Origin of the sequence: Paenibacillus sp. 23TSA30-6 (genome assembly GCF_014858585.1) — a bacterium.
Lineage (GTDB): Bacteria > Bacillota > Bacilli > Paenibacillales > Paenibacillaceae > Paenibacillus.
This window is the reverse complement of the sequence record NZ_SLTL01000098.1, coordinates 1-818: the sequence shown is the minus strand read 5'-3', so window position 1 is coordinate 818 and position 818 is coordinate 1. Positions and strand designations below refer to the sequence as shown.

Genomic DNA, 818 nt, shown 5'->3' with positions numbered 1-818 from the left:
TTATCGTTGTTCGCCACGTCCTTCGTCGGCTCCTGGCGCCTAGGCATCCTCCGTGTGCTCTTTGTAGCTTAACCTAGATTTTTCTTTCAAAGAAAGAAAATATCAATGTTCGATAAAGAATGATGTTTGCCAAAGGCAAAAGATCTTTCCTTACCTGCTACCTTTATTTCACTTGTTTACACAAGATCAGCTTAAAGGAATATTCTAAAACGCAATTTCGTTTCGGTATCCAGTTTTCAAGGTGCAATACTGATTCAAGGAAACAGTAACCTGTGTGATTATCAGCCCAACTCTGAAGAGTGGATGATCATCATGCAGTTTTTTTGATGAAGTTGTAATTGGTGGAGCCAAGCGGGATCGAACCGCTGACCTCCTGCTTGCAAGGCAGGCGCTCTCCCAGCTGAGCTATGGCCCCAAAAGGTGATATAAAGTTATATGGTGGGCCCTAGTGGACTCGAACCACCGACCTCACCCTTATCAGGGGTGCGCTCTAACCAGCTGAGCTAAGGGCCCATAATAAACCACCAAAGAAGTTCTTCTTTAGTGGTTGCGCTTGGCGACGTCCTACTCTCCCAGGACCCTGCGGTCCAAGTACCATCGGCGCTGGAGGGCTTAACGGTCGTGTTCGGGATGGGTACGTGTGGAACCCCTCCGCTATCGCCACCAAACGTTTGAGAGTTTGAGCTCTCAAAACTGAGCAACGAGTGAGTAACAGGCCTAAACCTGAGTTTTGAAGCTTATGCTTCATATTTGAATGTTTCCGTTGCAGGAAACGATTCTCCATAGAAAGGAGGTGATCCAGCCGCACCTTCCGATAC

General features: G+C 47.3%; 2 tRNA genes and 1 rRNA gene. All 3 read right to left on the bottom strand.

Going from position 1 to position 818, the window contains the following annotated elements:
* Positions 1-339 precede the first annotated feature (339 nt).
* The 3 genes from E0698_RS26260 to rrf all read right to left on the bottom strand — a co-directional run bounded on the left by E0698_RS26260 (position 340) and on the right by rrf (position 668).
* Positions 340-415: transfer RNA gene (locus E0698_RS26260), tRNA-Ala, on the bottom strand.
* Positions 416-436: 21 nt separating this feature from the next.
* Positions 437-513 (bottom strand) — tRNA-Ile (locus E0698_RS26255).
* A gap of 38 nt (positions 514-551) precedes the next feature.
* Positions 552-668, bottom strand: a 5S ribosomal RNA gene (gene rrf, locus E0698_RS26250).
* Positions 669-818: the final 150 nt, after the last annotated feature.